Here is an 18451-nt window from a genome sequence, read left to right on the forward strand (position 1 = left end):
TCCATGGGTTGAAAGGTGGGTGAGTGGCTTTCGTGCGCGCCGATTGCCGCAGTTCTGCAGTCCTATTGCACCGGTTTGTGCTGGCGCCGGCCGGTGGCCTGGCCCGACGCAGGATCGCGCGGCGATGTGATCTTGCGCTCGTGCGTCGCAGTGTCGCCAGGGCTGGTCGCAGTGCTTGTGGCGCCTTTCTTGGGGGCAGCATCTGCCCTGGCAAATGAACCGGTCTGCGTGGCGCCGAACGAGTATGACTGGGTGGTCTTCGGGCCGGTCGTCCGCGCGTTTTGTGGCGCAGCAGCCGCCGAACCGACGCCGGTGGCCGTGCTACGCGGGTTGGTGACCACCGCGCCACCGGGACCACCCTTGAAGCGCGAGTGCGGCGACGCGCAGTAGAACGTGCCGTTGTTGTAGCGGCATACATCGGGGCTGACGCAGGCTGGACTGCAGTCGGCGAAGGTGGGCGATGAAAACGTGGCGAGCGCGAGACCGGTCAGGGCGAGGACTGGCGATAGCTTCATGGTGTTCTCCGTGTAGTTGCGTGATCGGCGGTCGGCGCGGGACCCTGATGGATTCGTCGGGTTCATCGCGCCTCATTCGGGTTTACGCAGCACCATTGTCGGGTCGGACATCACTCACCCGTTATCGCATGGGCATGCGACACAGGCGCTCTGACAGCACGATATGATCGGCCATCAGCTTCGGCGGGAAATGGCGTTCGATTGGGGCTTGAACAGCACTTCATCCTTATGTCGACTTTTGAAGAAACTGATCGGCACGCCCGGTTTATTGGCAGCTTGGTACCAAAGCTGATGTCCGCAACGGCACAGTGGAAGGGCGCCTGCCAGGTGGGCCGAGCCCACGGTCCGAATGTGGTCGCCATCGTGTTGGTGCTACGGAATTACCAGACGCTGACCGGGTTTGATCAGGTTGGGATCAGGCCCGATGACGGCGAGGTTGGCCTTGTGAATCACCGGATACTTCATGGCGTCGCCGTAGTACTTGAGCGCGATCTTCGACAACCAGTCGCCGGCAACCACGACATGAATGCGCGGCTTGCCCGTCGGCGGCAAATGCGCCGGCGTGCCAGGTTGCGCGGGCACCTGAAAACCCGGCTGGCTGTTCCCCTCGCGCGCCAGCCGGTCCTTGCAGAGCTTGTAGGCGAACGCCAGATGTCCCGACGACCAGCTCCACACTTGCTGCGATCCGGCGGCGTCACGCGCTGGTGTGACGTGCGAGCTCTTGATTTCCCCCGGCTCCCAGATCAGGCCGGTCGGGTTCGGCAGCTCGGTACCCGGCAGCACGGCTTTGGGCCATGGTACGCCGCCGATACCACTGTGCGTGGCAAAGAACTTCTGGTGCAGGAACGTGGTGCTCGCCTGATGCCGGAAGCCGCAGTTGCCAAACGACAGGCGCGAGCAGGTGAGCAGCACATCGCGCTGCGGGTAGATGACGCGCTTGACGGTGGGTGCAATGGGCGTGTTCCAGACGTCGCCGCCCAGCGTGTTGGTGCGGTCAACGGCGTCGTAAAGCACCATGCACTCAACCGGAATCTGTTCCTCCGCCAGCCAGCTTGCCACCTCAATGACGGCAGCGCCGCCGCGACTGTGGCCGCCCAGAAATATGGCCTTCACCTTGCCGCTTTTCCAGTAGTCGCGTACCCAGGTGTGGCAGGCACGCGCCCGCTTGTCGGTGTCGAATCCGCTCAAATACGGGCCACGCAGATACCAGGTGTCGTCGAACGGCAGCAGTTCATTGCGATGCAGGCGGTTGACGAAACTGTTGTAGTAAGTCCGTTCGTAGGTATCGGTTTCGGTGGACGTGCCGTCGATGCCTGCGTAGATGATCACTGCTGTCTCCGGTTGCGGCCGGCGCAAGCCGCGCCTGTCCGGTTTCACGCGCTGGGTGGAGAAACTCGGACAGCGGAAACAATTTGTCACACAGGCAGTGGTTGCCATGCTGGCGCATTTGGATGCGTCGCGCCGTCTCTGAAAGGGCACGGCTACACTTTCGGCAGCCGCAACCACCGCGCCGCAACAGCTGCCATCTGATTGGCCGCTGGCGCCGCGACCGCAACAACCGGGGGAGCAGTTGGAACTCACACTGCAGGCGATGAAGACGCTGTCCGAGCTGATGGACAGGGCGCTCGAGCTCGACGACGAGGCTCGTACGCGCTGGCTTGCCGAGCTGGCGACCGGGCCGCACGCCACGTTGCACCCGCTGGTGCGCGAGATGTTGGCAAAACAGGCGGACATGTCCACCACGTTTCTGCTGAGCCCCGCCAGCGGTGGCGATTCGGTGATTGCGGGCGAACCGGCAAGCGCTGCGCTCGTGGCGGGCGCGCATGTCGGCCCCTATGTGCTGGACCGACCCATCGGTCAGGGGGGAATGGGCGCTGTCTGGCTCGCGCATCGGGACGATGGCACCCTGAAACGGCAGGTGGCGCTGAAGCTGCCGCTGGGCCATCGCAGTGGCGCGCTGGCGGAACGCTTCGCCCGCGAGCGCGACATCCTGGCGTCGCTGACTCACCCGAACATTGCGCGGCTTTACGACGCCGGTTTCAGTGCTGATGGGCAGCCGTTTCTCGCACTGGAATACATCGTTGGTCAGCCGATTACCGAGTATTGCGATGCGCAGCGGCTTGACGTGCGCGACCGTCTGCAGTGCTTTCTGCAGGTGGCGGATGCCGTGCAATATGCGCACGGCAATCTGGTCATTCATCGCGATCTGAAGCCGGCCAATATTCTGGTCAGCGACGACCGTCGCGTCCATCTGCTCGATTTCGGCATCGCCAAGTTGCTCGATGACCCGGTGGCGCACGCGGCCGACTCGGAGCTCACGGTGGTGACGGGACGCGCCCTGACGCTCGATTACGCGAGTCCGGAACAAATCCAGGGCACGGCGGTTGGCACCGCGAGCGATGTTTATTCGATGGCAGTGGTGCTGTACCAGTTGCTGACCGGGCAGAAGCCATACACGTTGAAGCGGGGCACCCGCGCTGAACTTGAGGAGGCGATAGTCGGTTCCGATCCACCGCGCATGAGCGAGGCGGTGCGGCGACGTAACGGTGGCGAGCGGCTGGCGCGGGCGCTCGCCGGCGATCTCGACACCATCGTTGCCCACGCGATGCGCAAGGATCCGCAGCAGCGCTACACCACGGCGTCCGCTTTTGCCGATGATGTTCGCCGCTATCTGGATGGACGTCCGGTGCTGGCGCGACCCGATTCCTGGGGCTACCGGGCAGGCAAGTTCATCGCGCGCAACCGGCTGCCGGTGGGGGCCGGTGCGGCGGTGCTGACGGCGCTGGTGGGCGGCTTTGCGGCCGCCATGTGGCAGGCCGATGTGGCGCGCAACGAAGCAGGACGTGCCGATCGCGAGGCGGTGGCTGCGCGGGAAGCAAAATCCCGTGCCGACGCCGAAGCAGCGCGCGCCCGCGCCGAAAGCCAGCGTGCTGATGTTGAAGCGCAGGCGGCGCGTGCCGAGGCTGCTCGCGCTGATACCGAGGCCGCTGCCGCGTTGCAGGCGGCCCGGCGGGCGAGCGAAGCGGCGAACGCTGCCAATCAGTCGGCGGTGCGGGCTGATCGTGAGGCGATCACCGCGACGCGCGAGACGCAGCGGGCGACGTCGGTGCATGGCTTCATGGTGGATCTGTTTGCTGCCAACAGCAACGACCAGAAGAATGCTGTCGAAGTCCGCAAGCTGACCGCCAAGCAGTTGCTCGACCGCGGCACGGCCCGCCTGGAGGCAGCCGGGACCGGCGACAGCAGCGTCGATGACTCGCTTTACGCGCTGTTTGGCAAACTTTACGAGAACCTGGCCGACTACGAAACGTCGAAGCGGCTGCGTGAGAAAACCATTGAGCGCGTCGCGCAGCGCCACGGCAGGCAATCCGTTGAGTACGCCAACGCGATTCTCGATCTCGCCTGGGTTGAGGCACACGATATTGCCGGCAAGCGCATGGACCTGGTGCGCGAGGCCAAAGCCATCCTGCAAAAGCACGCCGCTGAATCACCTGCCTTGGCCCGCGCCTGGGTCATAGAGGCGCGCACGATTGATCGCGCGCGACCGCAGGAGAAGCTTGCTGCGGCGAAGGAGGCCCTGCGCATCCTGCAACAGCACCCGACGCAGCTGCGGCTCAAGGCTGACGCCGAAACTGCCCTGGCGCTGGCGGAGCGCGAGCTGGGCAATTACGAGGCAGGGCTCGCGGCCTTGCAACGCTCGGCGGCGGCATACGCGCAGCTTTACGGCGAAGACAGTCTCGAATACGCCCAGGCGCTCGGCGGCATTGGCATGACGCAGCGCGGCTTGCTGCGCCTGACCGACTCCGAGCGTTCGCTGGCGAAAGCGGTCGAGTTGCTGCGGCCGTATCACCGCTATCCGGTCGAGGCGACCGTGTTTGGAAGAGGCTTGCAACTGGCACGGGCCGGGCGCGGGGACTTCGACAGCGCAGCTCGCACTCTGGAGTCGGCGCACAGCGCGGTGACGGGTAGCGAACCGTCTGCCGCCAATATGCGATCCAGCATCAGCGGCGCGCTGGCCACCATCGCCTCGGCTCGCGGCGACACCCGTCGCGCGCTGCAGCTGTCACAGCGCGCACTGGCGGAGCGCGACGGCCGTCAGACCAACCTGATCGCGGCCGACGCTGTCAGCCTGGCCAGCACCGCTGTTGCCGCCCGCGAGTTCGATATCGCCGATGCTGCGCTGGCGACGGCGTACCGGATACGCGACGAAAAGGGCCTGCCATCGCACACGGCGATGTCGCTCACGCGAGTCGCCACCGAGCTCGCCGCGCGACGAACGGCCGCTGCGCGCACCGCTGGCGATACCGTCCCCGCTGAAGGCCAGGCACCGATGAGCACTGATCCCAGCGCTGCCAACGAGCCGCGCGGCGATGACGGTATGACACCGCAGTCGCGGTTGACCGGTGACATCCGGCGGGCACGGGCTGCGGCATCCCGTCGCGATTGGGAGTCGGTGCGTCAGTTGTCGACGAACTGGCTGCGGCCTGATTCCGGCTTTGAGCTTCCAGTCCACTACCGGGCTGATCTGCTGCTGCTGCTGGGCGAGGCAGAGCTGCGCCTTGGTCGTGACAGCGCACCAACGACGCTGCGGACTGCCGTGGACATCATGGAGAAGCACTATGCCAGCGGCAGCCGTTCGCTGGCCTGGGGCCGACAGTTGCTGGCCGGCAAGATGGTGGAACAATGAAGGTGAGCCAGCTACCAGTCGCCGGTGCGCAGGGATGTCTGACATGAGTGAGATTACCGAGCTGCTGTCGCGCGCGCGCGCCGGCGAATCACAGGCCGCGCATGAAGCCTATGCCAGCCTCTATCCGGAGCTGCGCCGCATTGCGCACAGCCGCCTGCGGCAGGGTGGCAACCGCATTTCTCTCGACACCACCGCGCTGGTACATGACAGTTATCTGCGTTTCGTCAATGCCAAATCGCTGGATGTCAGCGGCCGCAATCACTTCCTGGCCTATGCGTCGAAAGTGATGCGGTCGGTGATTGTCGATCTGATCCGCGAGGCCAACGCCGAGCGCCGCGGCGGCGGGCAGTTTGACGTCACGCTCAATACGGCGATTGCCGAGGCCTCGCCCGACAGCCGAACCAAAGGCGACGAGGCGCTGTTTGTGCACGATGCCCTGACCAAGCTGGAGCAAGTGGATCAACGTCTGGCGACCGTGGTCGAAATGCGCTACTTCGCCGGGCTGACGGATAGCGAGATCGCCGAATGCCTCGGCGTCACCGTGCGTACCGTCGGCCGCGACTGGGAGAAGGCGCGCCTTTTTCTGTATGCGATGCTGAAGGATTGATCGCCGTCGCCGCTGACGATGCACGGTGCCTCCGCACGTGGCAGGGGCGCACTGCCATGTCCGACCCAACGTGATGCTGCCGTTAAACCGGCAAGAGGAGCAATCTGCATTTGTTTGAGCTATGGCGGTCAAGATGACATCGTCCGGCGTTTGTGCGCCGTCTGCGCCGGCGTTGCCGCCGGCGTTGGATGCCGCGCAGTGGCGGCTGGCATTGCAGTGGCTCGACCGTATCGACGCGACCGGCCAGGTGGCTGAGCGTGGTGTCCTGCTGCAAGGTTTGCAATTGACGCAACCGGCCACCGCGAGCGCGGTGCAGCACCTGCTTGAACTGCGCGACCGCATGGTCGCAGCGGAATTTCTCGTCACCGCGTGGCCGCTGTTGGTAGTGGCGTCCGGCCAAAGCGGCGGCGACCAATCACCGGGCAAGCGCTAAAGCGTCTGTTCATTATCGCGCAGGGGATCCGTCGCAGATCGCGGACGATTCACCCCGTGAGCGCAGAACGGCTGCCAACAGCAGGCATCTTTCGTAAAAAAGCCTTATCCAATAAGGGCTGGACAGTCGAAAATTAAAAAGTCGAGAATCAGCAAAAATCCCATACAGCCCTTATTGAATAGGCGTTTCGGTAAAAAGCTGTTTGGCCCGATGCTGCGTTGACACTATGCTTTGGCGTGTCCCCGCGTGCTCTAATTCCGTCCACACTTTGCGGTGTCACCACCGCGCAGAAAACTCAGAGAACATCGCGAGAGGATCGGACATGAAGGACAAAGTGACCCTGGTCACCGGGGCGACACGCGGCATTGGCGCGGCCATTGCACGAACGCTGGCCGAGGCCGGCGCAAAAGTGATCGGTACCGCCACCACGCAGGACGGCGCCGACCGAATCGGTGCGGCGCTGGCGCCGCTGGGCGGTCGCGGCATCGTGCTCAACGTCACCGACGCCGCCGCCATCGACGCCGCGCTGAAGGACATCGAGGCGAAGGAGGGGGCCGTTGCCATTCTCGTCAACAACGCCGGCATCACGCGTGACACGCTGCTGATGCGAATGAAGGACGATGACTGGGACGCCGTTCTCGACACTAACCTCAAGAGCGTGTTCCGGCTCACCCGCGCCGTCAGCCGCGCGATGATGAAGGCTCGCTTTGGCCGCGTGGTGAATATTGGCTCGGTGGTGGGCTCGATGGGCAACGCCGGGCAGGTCAACTATGCCGCCGCCAAGGCTGGCCTGATCGGCATGACCAAATCGCTCGCCGCCGAGTTGGGTTCGCGCGGGATCACCGTGAATCTGGTGGCGCCCGGCTTTATTGATACCGACATGACGCAAGCCTTGCCGGAAGCGCAGCGCGCGAAGCTGGTCGAAATGATTCCAGCGGGTCGCCTTGGTACGCCGGACGACATCGCGCACGCGGTGAAGTTTTTGTGCGACGAGCACGCCGGTTATGTCACCGGCACGACCCTGCACGTCAATGGCGGAATGTATTACGCGTAATTTCCGCGCAGTTCAGCCATTTTGAGCGGCATTTGCGACATTGAAAACGCCTTCTAGTCGTCACATCGCGTTTGCTAAAATGCTTCCGCTGCGGCTTTTTTGCCGCTTTTCTTTGAAGGATCCATTAAGGATTTGCCATGAGTGATATCGAAGCCCGCGTAAGAAAAATCGTTGCTGACCAACTGGGCGTTGCGGAAGCCGACATCAAGAACGAATCGTCGTTTGTCGATGATCTGGGTGCAGACTCTCTCGACACCGTCGAGCTCGTCATGGCCCTTGAGGAAGCCTTCGGCACCGAAATTCCGGATGAAGAAGCTGAAAAGATTACGACTGTCCAGCTCGCGATTGACTACATCAACTCGCACAAGAAATAAGTCTCAGGGTCTCCGCCTTTGAGCTACTCAGAAAAGGCGGCCACTGAGCCGCCTTTTTCTTTTGTTTCCGATTCAGCGAAAAGTTATTCACCATGACAGCAAGACAGCGCCGCGTCGTCGTTACCGGGCTCGGTATCGTGAGCCCCGTGGGCATTGGCCAGAGCGCCGCCTGGGACTCGATCACCAATGGCCGCTCCGGCATTGGCCAGATCACCCGCTTCGACTCCACGGCGTTCAACACGCATATCGCTGGCGAGGTGAAGGGCTTTGATCCGGCCAAGTACATGTCGGGCAAAGAAGCGCGTCGCTACGACACCTTCATCCATTACGGCATTGCCGCCGCGAAAGAGGCGCTTGCTGACGCCGGCATCGCGCCCAACCCCGCCAACCCGGATCGCTATGGCCTGTCGATCGGCTCCGGCATCGGCGGGCTGCCGATGATCCAGGACACCTGCAAGGCACTCGCCGAGGGCGGTCCGCGCAAGATTTCGCCGTTCTTCATCCCCGGTTCGATCATCAACATGATCTCCGGGCTGGTGTCCATCGAGTACGGCTTTCAGGGCCCGAACCTCGCGGTGGTAACTGCCTGCAGCACGGCCAACCATTCGATCGGCGAGAGCATGCGCAAGATCGAATACGGTGACGCCGATGTCATGGTGGTCGGCGGTTCCGAGGCTGCCGTGTGCGAACTGGGTATCGGTGGCTTCAACGCCGCGCGAGCCATTTCCACCCGCAACGATGACCCTGAGGGCGCCAGCCGCCCATGGGACGTCGATCGCGACGGTTTTGTGCTGGGCGAAGGCTCCGGGGTATTGGTCATCGAAGAGCTGGAACATGCCAGGGCCCGTGGCGCAAAAATTTATTGTGAGCTGGTCGGTTACGGTGTGTCGGGTGACGCCTATCACGTCACGGCGCCGCGCGAAGACGGTGATGGCGCCCGCCGCTGCATGCTGAATGCGCTGCGCAATGCCGGGATGAACCCGTCCGACATCGATTACGTCAACGCGCACGGTACCTCGACGCCGCTTGGCGATATCGCCGAGGCAACGGCGGTGAAGGCCGCGTTCGGCGATCACACCAAAAAGCTCATGGTCAGCTCAACCAAGTCCATGACCGGTCACCTGCTCGGCGCCGCCGCCGGGGTGGAGGCTGTTTTCACCATCCTCGCGCTGTACCACGGCGTGATTCCTCCGACCATCAACCTGCACAAGCAGGACCCGGCGGTCGATCTCGACCTGGTGCCCAACACGGCACGTCAGGTCGCAGTCAACACGGTCATGTCCAATAGCTTCGGCTTCGGCGGCACCAATAGCACGCTGGTCTTTAAGCGAATTTGACGAAGACACGGTTGCTTTCGCGCCCGATGTAGGGCGGGCATTGCCCGCCTCGTATTACACCCGGCGGGCACGCTTTCAAGGCGAATCCCGCCCTACCAACTTCTACTATGTCCCTAGTCGTTCACAAATACGGCGGTACTTCGATGGGCTCGGTCGAGCGCATCAAGAACGTCGCCAAGCGGGTCGCCAAATGGCACCGCGCCGGCTACCAGATGGTGGTCGTGCCGTCCGCCATGTCCGGCGAAACCAATCGTCTGCTGGCGCTGGCCAAAGAGGTTGACGGCAACGCCAGCCTGCGCGAGCTGGACATGATCGCCTCCACTGGCGAACAGGTCTCGGTCGGTTTGCTCGTGATTGCACTGCAGGCCGAGGGCGTCGATGCCATCAGCTTCTGCGGCTGGCAGGTGCCGATCCGTACCGATGATTCGTACACCAAGGCGCGTATCACCAGCATCGACGACAAGCGCGTGCGCGACGAGCTGGCCAAAGGCAAGGTGGTGGTGATCACCGGCTTCCAGGGCGTCACTGACGACGGTCACATCACGACACTGGGTCGTGGCGGGTCCGATACCCAGGCGGTGGCGGTCGCGGCCGCGATGAAGGCCGACGAATGCCTGATCTACACCGACGTTGACGCCGTCTACACCACCGATCCGCGCGTCGAGCCGGATGCCCGTCCGCTGAAGACCGTCACCTTCGAAGAGATGCTCGAAATGGCGTCTCTTGGTTCAAAAATTCTGCAGATTCGCTCGGTCGAATTTGCCGGTAAATACAAAGTCCCGACCCGGGTGCTCACCAGTTTCAGCGATCCGATGATCCCGATCGCGGAAGAAGCCAGCTCGGGCACGCTCATCAGTTTTGAGGAAGACGAAAACGTGGAACAAGCAGTCATCTCCGGCATTGCCTTCAACCGTGACGAAGCGAAGGTTTCCGTGCTCGGCGTACCGGACAAGCCGGGCATTGCCTACGCGATTCTCGGTCCGGTCGCTAAGGCCAATATCGATGTCGACATGATCATCCAGAACGCCGGCGTTGGTGGCACCACCGACTTCTCGTTCACTGTTCATCGCAACGAGTTGCAAAAGACGCTCGACGTGCTCAAGAACGATGTGCAGCCAGCCATTCACGCCAAGGAGGTCACTGGTGACCCGAAAGTCGCCAAGGTCTCAGTCGTCGGTATCGGCATGCGCTCGCACGTGGGCATCGCCGCGCTGATGTTCGAAACGCTGTCGAAAGAGGGCATCAACATCCAGATGATCTCCACCAGCGAGATCAAGATTTCCGTGGTGATCGACGACAAATACATGGAGCTGGCCGTCCGCGCGCTGCATCGTGCGTTCGAGCTGGACAAGGCGGCCGCGTAATCGGCAGCGCAGTAGCGGGAAAAATAAAACCCGCTACAATCAAGAGCTTACGGAGACGTGACCGAGAGGCCGAAGGTGCTCCCCTGCTAAGGGAGTATGCGGTGATGAGCTGCATCGAGGGTTCGAATCCCTCCGTCTCCGCCAGAACCAGTCTTTAGGGCGCTTTCACCGGCCCTTCAAGACCCCAAGCCCCGCCCTGCGGGGCTTTTGCTTTCTGGCACTTGGCGACGCTGTGCCAGGCACATGGGTTGTGCTTGTGCATTTGGCTAGTGGCTGGCTCGCGCTACAGCTTTCTGGTGACTGGGGATTTTTCGTCGCCGTCAGTCGCCCCTGTCACCCCTGTCGCGTCGTCGCCCTGCCACACCACCTTCCGGGCGAGGCTCACAAAACTCTCGCGTTCGGCCTCACTCAGCGGATGCAGAATGTCCTGCTGCACGGCTTGCACGATGGGATGTAGCGTCGACAGCACTTGCTGGCCATCGCCCGTCAGCGTGAGCTCGCGCGCCCGGCGATCGCGATCGCTCACGACACGACTGATCCACCCTTTTTTCTCCAGGCGGTCAATGACACCGCCAATCGTTGCGCGGTCGTAGCCAATGATCTCGGCAACCCGCGCCTGGTCGGTCGCAGGGCGCGTATTGATGGCCTCGAGCGCGGCGTACTGCACGGGTGTCAGATCAATGCCGGCTGCCTGCGTCCGCTGGGCGAAGCAATAGGTCGATTGCTGATGAAGGCGGCGGATCAGATGCCCCGCCATGTCGAATATGGTCATGCCCTTGTTCCCGTCGAGACGTCGTTGCGGCCTGAATAGCTTGCTTCCAAGCTGTTTGGTAATTATGCATATTAACTTGACGACAATTAATAAGTACAGTTATTATTAATCTCATGCCGGAATTTCGGCCTCACTTTCAAACTCATGGTGGCAAGCGATGCAGTTCTACAAAGATGGCTTCAGGGGCGGCAATCCGGACGTTCGAGAGGCAGCGCCCAACCGGCGAAATCGTGGTCGCGACGAGCCGCTGCCGGACAAGGTGGATGTGCTGATCGCGGGCACCGGCCCGGCTGGTCTCTGTCTGGCCGCGCAGTTGTCGCAGTTCTCTGCCATCGAGACGATGATTGTCGAGCGCATGTCCGGCAACATCATCAAGGGCAAGGCGGACGGCATCAACACCCGCACGATGGAAATGTTCCAGGCGTTCGGGTTCGCCGACAAGGTCAAACGCGAGACCTACTGGGTCAACCAGACTGCGTTCTGGATGCCCGACCCCACGAACCCGGCCCACATCAAGCGGGTGGGTCGCGTGCAGGACGTCGCAGACGACAGTTCGGAAATGCCGCACATCCTGATCAACCAGGCGCGGCTGCACGAGTTGTTCCTCGAGGTGATGAAGAACTCCCCGTCAAGGCTGGAGCCTGACTACGGCTGGGAGATCGTCGGCCTGACGATTGATGACACAACTGCCGATCACCCGGTGACGGTCACGCTCAAGGACGCCACCGGCTTGAACTGGGGTGTAACCCGAACGGTGCGGGCCAACTACGTCGTCGGCTGCGACGGCGCGCACTCGGCCGTACGCAGGGCCATTGGCGGCGAGCTGCATGGTGATGCGGCGCATCAGGCCTGGGGTGTGATGGACATCCTGGCCAACACCGATTTCCCGGATGTGCGTCAGAAGTGCCTGATCTCCTCGGCCAATGAAGGCAACGTGCTGATCCTGCCGCGTGAAGGCGGTTACGTGTTCCGCATGTACGTCGAGCTCGACAAGCTCCGGCCCGACGAAAAGGCCGCGCACCGCAAGTTCACCCAGGACGACATGATTGCCGCCGCCAACCGCATCATCCGGCCGTACTCGATTGATGTGAAGGAGGTGGTCTGGTGGTCCATCTACGACATCGGGCACAGCATCACCGACAAGTTCGACAACGTGGGCGACGATGCGACGCGTAACCCGCGCGTCTTCACCGCTGGCGATGCCTGCCACACGCACTCCCCAAAGGCAGGGCAGGGCATGAATGTCTCGATGCAGGACACCTTCAACCTCGGCTGGAAGCTGGCGCATGTGCTGCAGGGGCGGGCCGATGCCAGCCTGTTGCGCAGCTACTCGCGGGAGCGGCTGACCGAGGCCAGGCGACTGGTCGAGACCGATCACCAATGGGCCCGCATCATGTCGGCGCCTACCACCCAGGCCGAGCGCGATGGCACCGAAGAGCCGCGCATCATTCGCCAGTTCAAGCAGAACCTCGAGTTCACTGGCGGCACCGCAGTCAAATATGACCAGTCAGCACTTTTCGCTGCATCGACGTGGCAGGCGCTCGCGAGCGGGCTCGAGATCGGCCGCCGCTTTCACTCTGCGCCGGTAGTGCGTCTGGCAGATGCGAAGCAGATGCAGCTCGGGCATGTTGCTGAAGCAGACGCCCGGTGGCGCATCTACGCCTTCGCTGGCAAGGCCGATAGTTCGGACGCGGGCTCAGCGATTCACAAACTCGCGGACTGGCTGGAAACCAACCCAAGTTCGCCCGTCGTCCGCCATACCCGAAGTGGCGAGGACATTGATGCGCTGATCGACTTCCGCGCGGTGTTCCAGCAGACCTTCGAGCAGCTCGCGTTTGAGAACATGCCTTCGCTGCTGCGGCCGAAGACGGGCAAACTGGGCCTGACTGACTACGAAAAAGTCTTTTGCGTCGATCACAAGGGTGCGGGCGACATTTTTGACATGCGCGGCATCCAGCGCGACCACGGCTGCATGGTCGTGGTGCGTCCGGATCAGTACGTTGCGCATGTGCTGCCGCTGGATGGCTTCGACGCCTTGTCGGCATTCTTCGCGGGCTTTTTGCGGTAATTTGCCTGTGGTCTGAACGCTGCAGCAACACCGCACAACACCGGTGCCGCCGTTCTTCGCGTCGGTGATGCAGTACGCTTCGATGCCGATATTGCACGTGAAGAGGGGCGACCGATGCCCGAGACTGCCAGTCCATTGATCATCCGCACCATGCGCCGCGACGAGCTACCGCTGACCGTTGAGTGGGCAGCGCAGGAGGGCTGGAACCCCGGCTTGCACGACGCAGCCCCATTTTTCGCGGCGGACCCCGGCGGCTTTCTGATCGGTGAGCTGGATGGCGAACCGGTCTCCCTCATCTCGGCCGTGCGCTATGGGAGCACCTACGGGTTCATCGGGTTCTACATCGTCAAGCCTGAATTTCGCGGCAAGGGCTACGGCTGGGCGATCTGGCAAGCCGCGCTGGCTCGCCTTCAGGGGCGCACCGTCGGTCTCGACGGCGTCGTCGCCCAGCAGGACAACTATCGCCGGTCCGGCTTCGAGCTGGCGCACCGCAACGCGCGCTACGCAGGGCAGCAATCGGCGGGCGGGCCACCCGCTGCGGCGTCTTCGGTCAACCTGGTGCCGATCAGTCAGTTGCCACCGGAGGCGCTGCAGGCATACGACCGCAGCTTTTTCCCGGCAGCGAGGGCCGACTTCCTGCAAGCGTGGGTGACGCAGCCGGGCACGGTCGCGCTCGCTGTGCCGGGCGACGGCGGTTTGCTCGGCTACGGCGTAGTGCGGCCGTGCCGCACGGGTTACAAGATAGGCCCGCTGTTTGCCGATTCACCGGCAATCGCCGACGCGATCTTTTCGGCGGTGCTGCAACATGTCCCCGCTGGCGAGCCGTTCTACCTGGACGTGATGACGACCCAACCGGCGGCCGTGGAACTGGCCACCCGGCGAGGCATGCTGGTCGTCTTTGAAACAGCGCGGATGTATCTCGGCGCAGCACCAGCGATTTCCCCTGATCGCACCTATGGCATCACCAGTTTTGAGCTGGGGTGAGGTAACGCGGTGGGCAGGATTGAAGGCAAATTCAGGTGCGGCCGCGAGCTCGTCGCGTGTTTCGTGCATCAAGTCTCTCGTTAGACAAGCACCCGCTGCCCGATCGTTGCAGTGACCAATGGTAGTTGCACTGCAAGGTTTTGCGGGACAAGACGACGAACAGTGCGTGCAATCCTCGTTCCTGCTTGAGCAGCTGGCGACTGGCGAGCGCTCTCAGTAAACTTGATTCGCGTAATTTCCTCCTCTCATTCACACGAATTTCCGCCATGAAAAAGAGCTTGTTTTTGGCTTTAGCCGCATTGGGCCTTGCGTTCGCAACCAGCGTGACAGCGGACGCCGCTGACCTCCTGCGCTTTGGTGTCGGCCTCTACCAGCCCGACAAGGAGAAGAACGACGCGACCTATCGGCCACTGGCGGAGTACATCGGCAAGCAGCTTGGCCGCGATGTGAAGCTCTATACGGTTGACACTTGGGAAGGGCTGGCCAAGTCGCTGGCGAATGGTGAGACAGACATTGCCCTGATGGGGCCGTGGGGTTATGTGCTGGCCAATCACGTCGCGGGTGCGCAGGCGGTGGCGACGATCCTCTACGACGGCAAGCCGGAATACTTCGCGATCATGGTGACGCACCCAAAATCGGGCATCAAGTCCATCCAGGATTTGAAGGGAAAGACCTTCGCGTTTGGCGACAAAGGCTCGACCTCGGGTTACCTGATACCGAACTATCACTTCCAGAAGAATGGCATCGACGTCAGCAAATTCCTGGGCAAGGTGATCAACACCAAACATCAGGCGATTGAGTTGCAGGTGACGCGTGGCGAGCTCGATGCAGGGGCGGACTACAACCGCAATCGCGACGCGATGATTGCCGACGGCCAGATTAAGGCAAGCGACAGCGTGATTTTCTGGACGTCGGACCCGTTGCCCAATGATGCGGTCGCTGTGAGTGCAACGCTGGCGAAGGACGCGGCGTTCGTGGCGAAACTGCGCGGCGCGCTGGAGAAGATCGGCCCCGAGCTTGCAAAGACCCCGAACTTGCTGCCGCTGCGTTACACGGGGTTTGTGGCGAAGGACAACAGCTATTACCGCCCGATTCGCGATGCGGGCCTCGCGAGCGGGCAGTTGCCGGGCAATTGAGCGGGTACGGTTGAAGTGCGTTCATGGTTCGACGAGCTCACCACAAACGGGTGCGTGCGGATGCCCGTGTTCCCCGTACCAGTGTTGCATTTGTTGATTGATTGATTTGCATGTTGGGTGATGTGACGCGAGATGTTGTTGGCGCGGCGCCGCATTCGCGCGGGCCGGTGTATGCGCAGCGGCCGCGCGTGTCAGCACTCTGGCTTCTGCTGACCGCCTGCGCGTTGCTGGTACTGACCAGTGTGTGGACGCTGGCGGCGGAGGACGAGTTGAGTTTCGGCCGCAAGCCGTGGCAGAACTTGCAGAAGACGGTGGCCGAGATGTCGGAGCCAAGTTTCTTGCGTGTGTGGTTCGGCGAGACGCGGCATGAAATTCGTGATCAGGATGGCAAGCTGCTGCGCGTGGACGATCAGCGCGCGACGGAGCGGCGCTACCTCGCAGGTGTGGGTCGTGCGCTGTGGACAACGCTGCGCATCGCGACGCTGGGCACGGCACTGGCGGCGCTGATTGCGCTGCCACTCGGGCTGCTGGCAGCGCGTACGTTGAACGCACCGCGACCGGTGTTCTGGGTCGCCAAAGGCGTGCTCGACGTGATGCGTTCGATTCACACGCTGGTGTTCGGGCTGTTCTTCGTGGGCATCGTGGGCCTTGGCGCGACGGCCGGGATACTCGCGGTCGCGGCACATTCGGCGGGCACATTGGGCAAGCTGCTGGCAGAAGCGATCGAGACGCTGGATACGCAGCCGGTGGACGCGGTGCGTGCCACTGGGGCGACGGCGGGGCAGGTGTTCTTCCTCGGTGTGTGGCCAGCCGTGCTGCCGCAATACGTGTCGCAGGTGCTCTACGTGTGGGAGTTCAACATCCGTGACTCGACGATCCTTGGGCTGGTGGGCGCCGGCGGTCTCGGGTTGCTGCTGTCGGAGGCGATGGCGCTGTTTCAGTGGGGGCGACTGGCTACGCTGCTGATTGCGATTGTGATCATGGTTACCGCGTTCGACGCGGTGAGCCGCGCGGTGCGCAGGCGACTGGTATGAGCACCGCGACGATTGCATCGACACCCGTGATCGAGGCGCAGGGCTTGCATGTGCATGCGGGCGAGCAGGTGCTGTTGCGCGATGTGTCGTTGACCATTGCTCCGGGCGAACGCGTGGCAATCGTCGGCCACAACGGTGCCGGCAAATCGACCTTGCTGCGCACGGTGTCGGCGTTCAGCTGCGTGCACGATGGCCGGCTAAACGTGCTCGGCACCGACGTTACGCTGTTGCGGGAGCCACGCGATGCCCGGTCGTCCGGCGAGCTTCGCCATCTGCGCAGCCGAGTGGCGCAGGTGCTGCAAGGGCTGCATCTGATTGGTCGCCTGAGTGTGCTCGACAATGTGTTGATCGGCGGTGCCGCACGGACGACGTCGTGGCTCACTTGGCTGCGCCGCTGGCCGGCGCATGAGCGCGAACAGGCGCAAGTAGCGCTTGCCCGCGTGGGCATGGCATGGGCGGCTGCGCGACGGACAGATTCACTCTCGGGCGGCGAACGGCAGAAGGTGGCAATTGCCCGCGCACTGCATCAGGATGCGCCGGTGCTGCTGGCCGACGAGCCGACTGCCAGCCTGGATGCTGAGGCGGCGGACGAGGTGATTGCGCTGTTGACCTCAGTGGTAGCCGAACGGCAGGCAACGTTGGTCTGCGTGGTGCATGATCTGGATCTTGTGCCTCGTCTGGCGGAGCGCGTGATTGTGCTGCGCCGCGGGCAAGTGGTGGCGGACCAGCGCGTGCATGGCGAGATTGCGGCTGAGCTGCGGGGAATTCTCAAGTGAGTGAATTGGTCAATGCAATGACCGCCGATGCACCGGGCCGCGTGTGCCCGCTGCGCTATCGCTACGGTGCGGAAGCGATTGCGCGGGCGCCGGTGCGTGAAGCATCGTCGCTCTACGTGGTCGGCGGGCTGTACGGCAACGTGCCGGCGCTGGACGAGGTGGAGCGCATGGTGGCCGCCGAGCACGCGCGCGGCGGCGTGACACCGACCATTTGCTTCAACGGCGATTTCAACTGGTTTAACGTCGCCGATGACCGCTTCGCCGAGATTAATCGCCGTGTGCTGGCCCACGATGCGATCGTCGGCAACGTGGAGGCTGAGTTCGGCTCTGCGGGCGATGACGCGGGTTGCGGCTGCGCCTATCCGGACAGCGTGGACGCGGGCGTGGTCGAGCGGTCGAACCAGATTCATGCCATGCTGAAAGCGACCGCGCGGCGGCATCCTGCGCTGTCGGCGCAAATCGCATCGCTGCCGATGTTTGCGCGCTATCAGGTGGGCGATTGCCGCATCGGCGTGGTGCACGGTGATGCCGATTCGCTGGCGGGTTGGCGATTTGACGTTGATGCGCTCGATAGTCTAGATACAACCGATGCGACGTCCTGGCTGCGTGGCGTGTTCACCCGCGGGCGGGTGGATGTGTTCGCCAGCACGCATACCTGCTTGCCTGCACTGCGCGCCATCACCCACGCGAGTGGCGGAACGCTTGGGTGGGTGGCCAACAACGGCGCCACAGGCATGCCCAACTTCCGTGCTGATCTGGCCGGGCTTTGCACCCGCATCGGCCGGTCGCCGTCGCCGCATCCGTCGCTCGGCGAGGTTCAAGTGCAGGGTGCGTACCTTGCGCTGCTGCCCGTGCGATTCGACGTCGCGCGCTGGCACGCTGAATTTCTGGCGCAATGGCCGGCCGGGACTGCCGCCTGGCTGTCCTACTGGCAGCGCATCAGTGAGGGGCCGACATTTGCCGTCGAGCGCGCGCTGGCGGTGCATCGCTGAGTGCACGTCGGCGCGATAGTGGCTTTTCGCTGAAAGCGTTGATGGAAAAGGGCTCAGCGTCTATTTATTGACGTGTCGACTTATGCCATTTCATGGCTACAAGCCCAGTGCTGAAGCCATTTCATTGGAAAGATGTACCGTTGAGCCCAGCTACGGTCGGCGCGAATTGTGCTTTTCCGACACCAGCGCAGCGCCGGGTGGTTTCAACCGTGGGAATATTGCAGCCCCGTCACATCAATGCGCTTGAACGTCGTCGGGGGTTTGGGGAATAATGAAAACAGTCAGGGGCACGCCTCTTGGTCACAATTATTTCGGGGA

General features: G+C 62.8%; 16 protein-coding genes and 1 tRNA gene. 14 read left to right on the forward strand and 3 right to left on the reverse strand.

Annotated elements, in window-relative coordinates:
* Positions 1-62 precede the first annotated feature (62 nt).
* Together FKL89_RS08975 and FKL89_RS08980 are read right to left on the reverse strand one after the other, a co-directional pair.
* Positions 63-515, reverse strand: coding sequence for a hypothetical protein (locus FKL89_RS08975; protein ID WP_156862432.1), 453 nt, complete (start codon positions 513-515; stop codon positions 63-65).
* A gap of 372 nt (positions 516-887) precedes the next feature.
* Positions 888-1844 (reverse strand): LysM peptidoglycan-binding domain-containing protein, encoded by a 957-nt coding sequence (locus FKL89_RS08980; RefSeq protein WP_156862433.1) that lies wholly within the window; start codon positions 1842-1844, stop codon positions 888-890.
* Between the two features lie 241 nt (positions 1845-2085).
* On the opposite strand from FKL89_RS08980, the gene FKL89_RS08985 reads away from it, so the two are divergent.
* The 8 genes from FKL89_RS08985 (at position 2086) to FKL89_RS09020 (ending at position 10515) form a co-directional block, all read left to right on the forward strand.
* Entirely contained in the window at positions 2086-5202 is a 3117-nt protein-coding gene (locus FKL89_RS08985; RefSeq protein ID WP_156862434.1) for a serine/threonine-protein kinase, read from the forward strand.
* Between the two features lie 43 nt (positions 5203-5245).
* Complete coding sequence (locus FKL89_RS08990; protein WP_162527464.1) at positions 5246-5809, forward strand: ECF-type sigma factor; 564 nt, start codon at positions 5246-5248, stop codon at positions 5807-5809.
* Positions 5810-5942: 133 nt separating this feature from the next.
* Positions 5943-6242 carry a hypothetical protein gene (locus FKL89_RS08995; protein ID WP_156862436.1) on the forward strand — a complete coding sequence of 100 codons (300 nt, stop codon included), beginning with the start codon at positions 5943-5945 and terminating at the stop codon, positions 6240-6242.
* Positions 6243-6564: 322 nt separating this feature from the next.
* A complete protein-coding gene (gene fabG, locus FKL89_RS09000; RefSeq protein ID WP_238363558.1) occupies positions 6565-7296 on the forward strand; it encodes a 3-oxoacyl-ACP reductase FabG in 732 nt (243 codons plus the stop codon).
* A gap of 137 nt (positions 7297-7433) precedes the next feature.
* A complete protein-coding gene (acpP, locus tag FKL89_RS09005) occupies positions 7434-7670 on the forward strand; it encodes an acyl carrier protein (protein WP_156862438.1) in 237 nt (78 codons plus the stop codon).
* 92 nt (positions 7671-7762) lie between these two features.
* The gene (gene fabF / locus FKL89_RS09010) at positions 7763-9007 is read left to right on the forward strand and encodes a beta-ketoacyl-ACP synthase II (protein WP_156862439.1); all 1245 of its coding nucleotides are present in this window, start codon (positions 7763-7765) and stop codon (positions 9005-9007) included.
* A 107-nt stretch (positions 9008-9114) separates the two neighbouring features.
* A complete protein-coding gene (locus FKL89_RS09015) occupies positions 9115-10371 on the forward strand; it encodes an aspartate kinase (RefSeq protein ID WP_156862440.1) in 1257 nt (418 codons plus the stop codon).
* Between the two features lie 51 nt (positions 10372-10422).
* A tRNA-Ser gene (locus FKL89_RS09020) sits at positions 10423-10515 on the forward strand.
* Positions 10516-10654: 139 nt separating this feature from the next.
* Here the strand turns inward: FKL89_RS09020 and FKL89_RS09025 are convergent.
* The gene (locus FKL89_RS09025) at positions 10655-11143 is read right to left on the reverse strand and encodes a MarR family winged helix-turn-helix transcriptional regulator (protein WP_156862441.1); all 489 of its coding nucleotides are present in this window, start codon (positions 11141-11143) and stop codon (positions 10655-10657) included.
* A 157-nt stretch (positions 11144-11300) separates the two neighbouring features.
* Between FKL89_RS09025 and FKL89_RS09030 the strand changes: the two genes are divergently transcribed.
* The 6 genes from FKL89_RS09030 to FKL89_RS09055 all read left to right on the forward strand — a co-directional run bounded on the left by FKL89_RS09030 (position 11301) and on the right by FKL89_RS09055 (position 18133).
* The gene (locus FKL89_RS09030; RefSeq protein WP_156862442.1) at positions 11301-13211 is read left to right on the forward strand and encodes an FAD-dependent monooxygenase; all 1911 of its coding nucleotides are present in this window, start codon (positions 11301-11303) and stop codon (positions 13209-13211) included.
* Positions 13212-13325: 114 nt separating this feature from the next.
* Positions 13326-14195, forward strand: coding sequence for a GNAT family N-acetyltransferase (locus tag FKL89_RS09035; protein ID WP_238363559.1), 870 nt, complete (start codon positions 13326-13328; stop codon positions 14193-14195).
* Between the two features lie 266 nt (positions 14196-14461).
* Positions 14462-15331, forward strand: a complete 870-nt coding sequence (locus FKL89_RS09040; protein WP_156862443.1) for a phosphate/phosphite/phosphonate ABC transporter substrate-binding protein — start codon at positions 14462-14464, stop codon at positions 15329-15331.
* Positions 15332-15519: 188 nt separating this feature from the next.
* On the forward strand, positions 15520-16365 hold the full coding sequence (phnE, locus tag FKL89_RS09045; RefSeq protein ID WP_238363560.1) for a phosphonate ABC transporter, permease protein PhnE: 846 nt from the start codon (positions 15520-15522) through the stop codon (positions 16363-16365).
* The gene (locus tag FKL89_RS09050) at positions 16362-17141 is read left to right on the forward strand and encodes a phosphonate ABC transporter ATP-binding protein (RefSeq protein ID WP_156862445.1); all 780 of its coding nucleotides are present in this window, start codon (positions 16362-16364) and stop codon (positions 17139-17141) included. Before phnE ends, FKL89_RS09050 begins: the two co-directional genes overlap by 4 nt.
* Positions 17138-18133 (forward strand): hypothetical protein, encoded by a 996-nt coding sequence (locus FKL89_RS09055; RefSeq protein WP_238363561.1) that lies wholly within the window; start codon positions 17138-17140, stop codon positions 18131-18133. Before FKL89_RS09050 ends, FKL89_RS09055 begins: the two co-directional genes overlap by 4 nt.
* Positions 18134-18451 lie beyond the last annotated feature (318 nt).

It is taken from the genome of Casimicrobium huifangae, from assembly GCF_009746125.1.
In the GTDB taxonomy this organism is placed as follows: domain Bacteria; phylum Pseudomonadota; class Gammaproteobacteria; order Burkholderiales; family Casimicrobiaceae; genus Casimicrobium; species Casimicrobium huifangae.

Coding starts and splice junctions, on each gene's coding strand:
- FKL89_RS08975 (WP_156862432.1), bottom strand. CDS start 515: ATGAAGCTATCGCCAGTCCTCGCCCTGACCGGTCTCGCGCTCGCCACG.
- FKL89_RS08990 (WP_162527464.1), top strand. CDS start 5,246: ATGAGTGAGATTACCGAGCTGCTGTCGCGCGCGCGCGCCGGCGAATCA.
- FKL89_RS08995 (WP_156862436.1), top strand. CDS start 5,943: ATGACATCGTCCGGCGTTTGTGCGCCGTCTGCGCCGGCGTTGCCGCCG.
- fabG (WP_238363558.1), top strand. CDS start 6,565: ATGAAGGACAAAGTGACCCTGGTCACCGGGGCGACACGCGGCATTGGC.
- acpP (WP_156862438.1), top strand. CDS start 7,434: ATGAGTGATATCGAAGCCCGCGTAAGAAAAATCGTTGCTGACCAACTG.
- fabF (WP_156862439.1), top strand. CDS start 7,763: ATGACAGCAAGACAGCGCCGCGTCGTCGTTACCGGGCTCGGTATCGTG.
- FKL89_RS09015 (WP_156862440.1), top strand. CDS start 9,115: ATGTCCCTAGTCGTTCACAAATACGGCGGTACTTCGATGGGCTCGGTC.
- FKL89_RS09025 (WP_156862441.1), bottom strand. CDS start 11,143: ATGACCATATTCGACATGGCGGGGCATCTGATCCGCCGCCTTCATCAG.
- FKL89_RS09030 (WP_156862442.1), top strand. CDS start 11,301: ATGCAGTTCTACAAAGATGGCTTCAGGGGCGGCAATCCGGACGTTCGA.
- FKL89_RS09035 (WP_238363559.1), top strand. CDS start 13,326: ATGCCCGAGACTGCCAGTCCATTGATCATCCGCACCATGCGCCGCGAC.
- FKL89_RS09040 (WP_156862443.1), top strand. CDS start 14,462: ATGAAAAAGAGCTTGTTTTTGGCTTTAGCCGCATTGGGCCTTGCGTTC.
- FKL89_RS09050 (WP_156862445.1), top strand. CDS start 16,362: ATGAGCACCGCGACGATTGCATCGACACCCGTGATCGAGGCGCAGGGC.